The organism is Massilia sp. P2_C2 (assembly GCF_056404615.1).
In genome coordinates, this window is the sequence record NZ_JBFUDR010000356.1 from 1 (window position 1) to 5,607 (window position 5,607).

Consider the following 5,607-nt stretch of genomic DNA (forward strand, 5'->3'; position numbering starts at 1 on the left):
TTCAGTTTAATTCCTGTTTTTGCCATCGGCTTTCGCCAACAGCAGATCGCTCACTCAAAATACTGACCGTCACTCATTGCTGAGCAACGTATTTCTTTTGCGTGAACATTTGATAATTTAAGCATTCAGCAGCCACTTACGCGACTGCTGGCACTTCATCAAACGCCCACACTTATCGACTGTTTATTGTTAAAGATCGGTATCCGGTACTGCCTTGCTGCGCTTGCGAATCGTTTTGTTCGTCAGCAGCAGAGAAGTGAGATTATGCAGTGTTTCGCTTAACTCGTCAACCCCTCGTCTTTTTCYGCAACACACTGAATCTTTCGATTTTTCRTGCGCCGCAGAAGCAGGACGCGAACTATAGCAAAAGCCGGTGCCAGTGCGCAAGCTCGACCTGTCGTATTCGCGCGTCTTTATTGGACCGCCCCCGGCGCCAGTTGTTTCAAGATCGTATAGGCCGCCTGGACGCGCGCGGCAATCGGGTAATTCTTATTGGCCAGCATGACGATCCCGATACGATCCTCTGGCGCGAACAGGACATAAGAACTGAAACCCCGCGTCGCCCCCGTCTTGTTGAATACCGTCCCACGCGGCGGCGCCTGGGGCGGTTCCAGCCGGGTGGCCGGATTCGGCTCGCCGCTCATCTTCGTGGAATTCCCCGCCAGCAAAACGCGCAACGACACAGGCGCGCGGTACTGCTCCCATCCGAGTCCCTGCACCGTGTCGCCGATGCGGAAGCGTCCCATGTGCGTACACGCCACGGCACGCCGCATCGGTTCCGCCAAACCACCCGCATCGATGTTCGCCTGGACAAAGCGGATCATGTCGGCAGCGCTCGATTTCACGCCATACGCTTCCGCATCGAACGGCCCCGGACTGACGTGCACGGGCTGGTTCGCCTTGTCATAGCCCCACGCATAATCGCCCATCGCGGCGGCCGGCACCCGGATATGGCTGTGCTTCAGGCCCAGCGCAGGGAACAGCCGGCCCTCGGCGAGATCGGCGAAACTGGCACCGAGCGCGAGCGCCGTCACGTGGCCGAACAGGCCGATGCTGGGATTCGAATACCTGCGCTGCGTGCCCGGCGCGGCATCGGGACGCCAGCCGCGGAAATAATCGACGCTCTGCGCGTCGCTCTCGACGTCGTCCGGGAACTGCAGCGGCAGGCTGCCGGCCGTGTACGTGCCCAGTTCGAGCACGGTGGCGCGATCGATCGCACTCCCCTTCAGCTGCGGCATGTATTTGCCGGGATGCTCGTCGAATGACAGCTTGCCGATACCCTGCGCGTAACAGCCCAGCGTGGCGGTCAGGGTCTTGCTGACGGAGCCCAGTTCGAACAACGTGTTCGCGGTAACCGGCACGTGGCCCTGTTTCGAAGCGACGCCGTAGTTAAAGAAGTAGACGTGACCATCGATGGTGACGGCGACCGCGATGCCCGGCACGTCGTGCTGCGCCATCAAAGGTTGGATCGCACGGTCGACGCTGGCGCGCACGTAGTCCGCATCCAGCGCATGCGCGGAAAACGGCAACAGGGACAGGCAGGCGGCGGCAATGGACTGGATGGACAAGGCATTCTCCGATACATGGTGACGTATCCAGTATAGGCAGACGACAACGATGCCGACAGCGCGACCATCCCGGCGAACCCGGCGTTCGTCACATGGCGGATTTCAGCGCGCCCAGGTAACGCTCGCTGACGGCCACCGTGGCGCCGCAGCGCAGCGTCAACCGGTAACTGCCGTCGCCCACCGTATCCAGCCGTGCGATCTCGCTACGCCGGACGATCGTGCCGCGGTGGACACGCAGGAAGTCCGCGGGCGCAAGCAGCATCTCGATGCGATTGAGCGTGATGCGATGCAGGACCGTGCGTCCCGCGAGATGCAGTTCGACGTAATTGCCGGCCGACTCGATCCACAGGATGTCCGCCACGAGGATCTGCTCGATGCGGCCAACGGAACGCACATTGATCCGCTCCAGGCGCGCGCCCGCGTCGACGTAGTCACGCAGCGCCGCGCCATACGCCTCGCGCTGGCGTTGTCCCAGCATGGCGCCGATGCGCTCGACGGTCTGCGCGAGCCGCGCATCGCTCAGGGGCTTGAGCAGGTAATCGAGCGCGTGCACCTCGAACGCGTCGATGGCGTGCTCGCTATAGGCCGTCACGAACACGATCAGCGGCGGCGCGCGCAGGCAGCTGATCTCGCGCGCGAGCACGAGGCCCGATTCGGCCGGCATCTGGATGTCGAGGAAGATGACGTCGACCTCCTGCGCGGCCAGTACCATGCGCGCGGCGGCCGTGCCGTCGCATTCGGCCACGAGCAGCCAGTCCGGATGCGCGCCGAGGGCCAGGCGCAGGTTGGCACGGCCGGGCGGCTCATCGTCGACGATCAGGTAGCGCACCGTCATCGTTCGTCCCGGTCCAGCGGCAAATGGACTTCGGCCACGAAGCAGCCGTCGCGCAAGCTGGTTTGCAGCGACGCGGTCGGATGCATGAGCCGCAACCGCTCGCGCGTGTTCGCGAGACCGAGGCCCGCGCCAGGATTCGGCGACGCATGCGCGCCGGCCGGATTCGTCACGCGGATCGTGAGCGCCGCATCATCCGCGGCGAACGACAGCTGGATGTCGCTCGGACCGTCGTGGCAATCGAGATCGTGGCGCAGCGCATTCTCGATCAGCGGCTGCAGCAGCAGCGGCGGACACTCGACGTCGTGCAGCATGCGCTCGTCGCCATCGATGCGAACCTGCAACCGTGCACCGTAGCGCAGGCGCTGCAGGCCCAGGTAGTCGCGCACGAACTGCAGCTCGGCGGCGACCGTGACCGTGTTGCGCGTGCTGGCCGACAGCGCGTAACGCAGCAGATCGCTCAGGCGGCCGATGCCACCGAGGGCAAGCGTGCGGTCGCCCTCGCGCACGAGGGCGCTGATCGCGTTCAGCGCATTGAACAGGAAGTGCGGCTCGAACTGTGCGCGCAGGGCCAGCATGCGCTGCTCTTCCAGCGCGAGCCGCAGGTTCAGCATGTCGGTCTGGCTGCGCTGCCAGGCCAGCTCGCGCTCGCGCGCCTGGCGCCAGTAGTGGATGGCGAGGATGGCGGCGAAGGTTCCCGTAGTCGAGAACCAGCCGACCAGCAGCATCTTCATCAGCAGTTGCCGCGCATCCTCCAGGCTCGCGATGTGCAGGTAGCCGCGCAGCCACGCCATATAGGTCCATTGCGCGGGCTGGAACACGAGCACGAGGCCGATGAACAGGACGAACACGTTGCGCGGGCGGGCGATCAGCGCAGGCCAGCGCGCCAGGACGAGACTCAGGCCGGCGCTCAGGACGATCAGCGGCACCGCATACTCGACGAACCATGTGACGAGCAGCGACGGATAGTGGCTGTCCACGCCGAGGCGCAGGTTGTCGCTATAGGTCTGCAGCGCGCCGAGGGCACTGATCGCGGTCCACAGCAGCACGACGGTGACGATGGTCCTGGCCGCAGGCGGCATCGCTGGAGGGAGAGTGGGCATGTCGGCGTGCTGCGTCATCGGAAAAGTATAGCAGCGGCCCCGCATGCCGGATGGATGTCGCCGGCAGCTTCGTCCCATCGCCGCGGCGTTTCGTCACGGAGCATACCGCCACGGCACGGGGCGGTTGCAGAATCGTCGACGGGTTACCGATTTTCCCTGACTCTTCTTTCAATCATGAACAAGACGATTTATCTCGCTGCCGCCCTCATGCTCGGCAGCGCCGCCACCTCCGCAATCGCCGGCCCGGCCGACTGGGTGGCCCCGCAGGAGCCGTTTGCGCTCTACGGCAATACCTATTACGTCGGCACGCGCGGCATCAGCGCCGTGCTGATCACGTCGCCGGCCGGTCACATCCTCGTCGACAGTGGTCCGCCCGCCGCGGCCGAACAGATCGCGGCCCATATCCGTACGCTCGGCTTCAAGGTCGAGGACATCCGCTACATCCTGAATGGCCACGAGCACTTCGACCATGCCGGCGGCATCGCGGCGCTGCAAAAGATGAGTGGTGCGGTGGTGCTGGGCAGCCCGGCATCCGTCAACGTATTGAGGACCGGGGAGCCGGACAAACGGGATGCGCAATATCCCTCGCTGGTCCGGATGACGCCCGTCGCCAACACGCGTGCCGTGCACGACGGTGACGTGGTGAAGCTCGGACCGCTCGCCGTCACCGCGCACTTCACACCCGGTCACACGTTGGGCGCCACGAGTTGGACGTGGCTGTCGAGCGAGGACGGCAAGGCCCTGCACATGGTGTATGCGGACAGCCTGAATGCGCTGGCGGCGGACGGGCGCAGCTTCAGCAGGAATCCGCTGTATCCGAATGCGCGGGCAGACATCGAACGGTCGATCACCGCCGTCGAAGAGCTGGACTGCGACGTGCTCGTGAGCGCGCATCCGGAGTTCAGCGATCTGTGGGAACGGATGGCGAAGCAGGCGACACGTGGTCACGCGGCCTTCATCGATCCGACCGCGTGCCGCACCTACGCGGAACAGGCGCGAACGACGCTGGCGAAAACGCTGGCGGCGGAGGCGCGGCCATGACGTCGCTGCGCAAGCTCGCCGTGCTGTGCTGCCTGGCGTCCGGACTGGCGACGGCATCGCCGTATGTGCTCGACGATACGGAAGTCCAGGACGTGCATGCGCGCGCACTGAATCGCGACTACCAGGTATTCGTCGCACTGCCTGATTCGTATCGCTCGTCGAACCGGCGCTACCCGGTGCTGTTCGTCACCGATGCGAATTACGCGTTCCCGGTCGCACGCGGCATCGCCCAGCGGTTGGCCAGGCATGCGGGCATGGAAGAAGCGATCGTCGTCGGCCTGTCATATGCCAAAGGCGACAGCCCGGTGTTCAGCCGCCGCCGCGACTACACGCCGACCGTGCCACGTTCTCAGGATTACACGTCCGACGTGCCGGGACGCGCGCCGGCGTTCGGCGAGGCGCAGGCCTATGGCCGCTTCATCGCGGCCGACGTTTTTCCCATGATCGCCGCGCGCTACCGGGCCGACATGAACCGCAAGATCTTTGTCGGGCATTCCTATGGCAGCCTGCTCGGGCTGCAAATGCTGCTGAGTGAGCCCGGCACGTTCGACCATTACATCCTCGGCAGCCCGTCGCTGTGGTTCGACCGCGGCGTGATGTTCGATCGTGAAAAAGAGTACGCCAAAGGGCACAGGGACATGGCCGCCTCGGTATTTTTCGGTATCGGCGGACGGGAGACGCTGGCCCCGACCCRCAAACGTTCGCGCACGGAAGAGAATGCGGATATGGTCGCGGATTTATGCGACTTCGATGCGGCGCTCAAGACGCACCGTTATCCGAACCTGAAAATGAAGCTTGAGGTGTTTGCTGACGAGGATCACGCCAGCGTGTTTCCGCTGGTGCTGACCCATGGGTTGCGTGGGTATCTGAAAAAGCTACGCTGAAAAGCAAAAAGCCCGCTCAATCGATATTGAGCGGGCTGTTGCGTATAACTAGCCTGACGATAACCTACTTTCACACTGGTTGCAGCACTATCATCGGCGCAAAGTCGTTTCACGGTCCTGTTCGGGATGGGAAGGGGTGGTACCGACCTGCTATGGTCATCAGGCATGACTTGTACGGG

The 5,607-nt window shown here is 63.8% G+C and carries 5 protein-coding genes and 1 rRNA gene; 2 read left to right on the forward strand and 4 right to left on the reverse strand.

Features of this window, described 5'->3' with window-relative positions:
• Positions 1-413 precede the first annotated feature (413 nt).
• From ampC to AC1DYX_RS26905, 3 genes are all read right to left on the reverse strand, one after another.
• The gene (gene ampC, locus AC1DYX_RS26895; RefSeq protein WP_477264583.1) at positions 414-1,568 is read right to left on the reverse strand and encodes a class C beta-lactamase; all 1,155 of its coding nucleotides are present in this window, start codon (positions 1,566-1,568) and stop codon (positions 414-416) included.
• An 88-nt stretch (positions 1,569-1,656) separates the two neighbouring features.
• Entirely contained in the window at positions 1,657-2,403 is a 747-nt protein-coding gene (locus AC1DYX_RS26900; protein WP_477264585.1) for a LytR/AlgR family response regulator transcription factor, read from the reverse strand.
• The gene (locus AC1DYX_RS26905) at positions 2,400-3,503 is read right to left on the reverse strand and encodes a sensor histidine kinase (protein ID WP_477264587.1); all 1,104 of its coding nucleotides are present in this window, start codon (positions 3,501-3,503) and stop codon (positions 2,400-2,402) included. The genes AC1DYX_RS26900 and AC1DYX_RS26905 overlap by 4 nt, the downstream gene beginning before the upstream one ends.
• Before the next feature lie 174 nt (positions 3,504-3,677).
• Here AC1DYX_RS26905 and bla point away from each other — a divergent pair, with 174 nt between their 5' ends.
• Together bla and AC1DYX_RS26915 are read left to right on the forward strand one after the other, a co-directional pair.
• Positions 3,678-4,544 carry a subclass B3 metallo-beta-lactamase gene (gene bla, locus AC1DYX_RS26910; protein ID WP_477264589.1) on the forward strand — a complete coding sequence of 289 codons (867 nt, stop codon included), beginning with the start codon at positions 3,678-3,680 and terminating at the stop codon, positions 4,542-4,544.
• A complete protein-coding gene (locus AC1DYX_RS26915; RefSeq protein WP_477264591.1) occupies positions 4,541-5,428 on the forward strand; it encodes an alpha/beta hydrolase in 888 nt (295 codons plus the stop codon). Before bla ends, AC1DYX_RS26915 begins: the two co-directional genes overlap by 4 nt.
• 51 nt (positions 5,429-5,479) lie before the next feature.
• Here the strand turns inward: AC1DYX_RS26915 and rrf are convergent.
• Positions 5,480-5,592, reverse strand: a 5S ribosomal RNA gene (gene rrf / locus AC1DYX_RS26920).
• Between the last annotated feature and the right edge of the window lie 15 nt (positions 5,593-5,607).

Excerpts from the sequence above, each read along its gene's own strand:
- AC1DYX_RS26905 (WP_477264587.1), bottom strand. The coding sequence starts at position 3,503 with ATGCCCACTCTCCCTCCAGCGATGCCGCCTGCGGCCAGGACCATCGTC.
- bla (WP_477264589.1), top strand. The coding sequence starts at position 3,678 with ATGAACAAGACGATTTATCTCGCTGCCGCCCTCATGCTCGGCAGCGCC.
- AC1DYX_RS26900 (WP_477264585.1), bottom strand. The coding sequence starts at position 2,403 with ATGACGGTGCGCTACCTGATCGTCGACGATGAGCCGCCCGGCCGTGCC.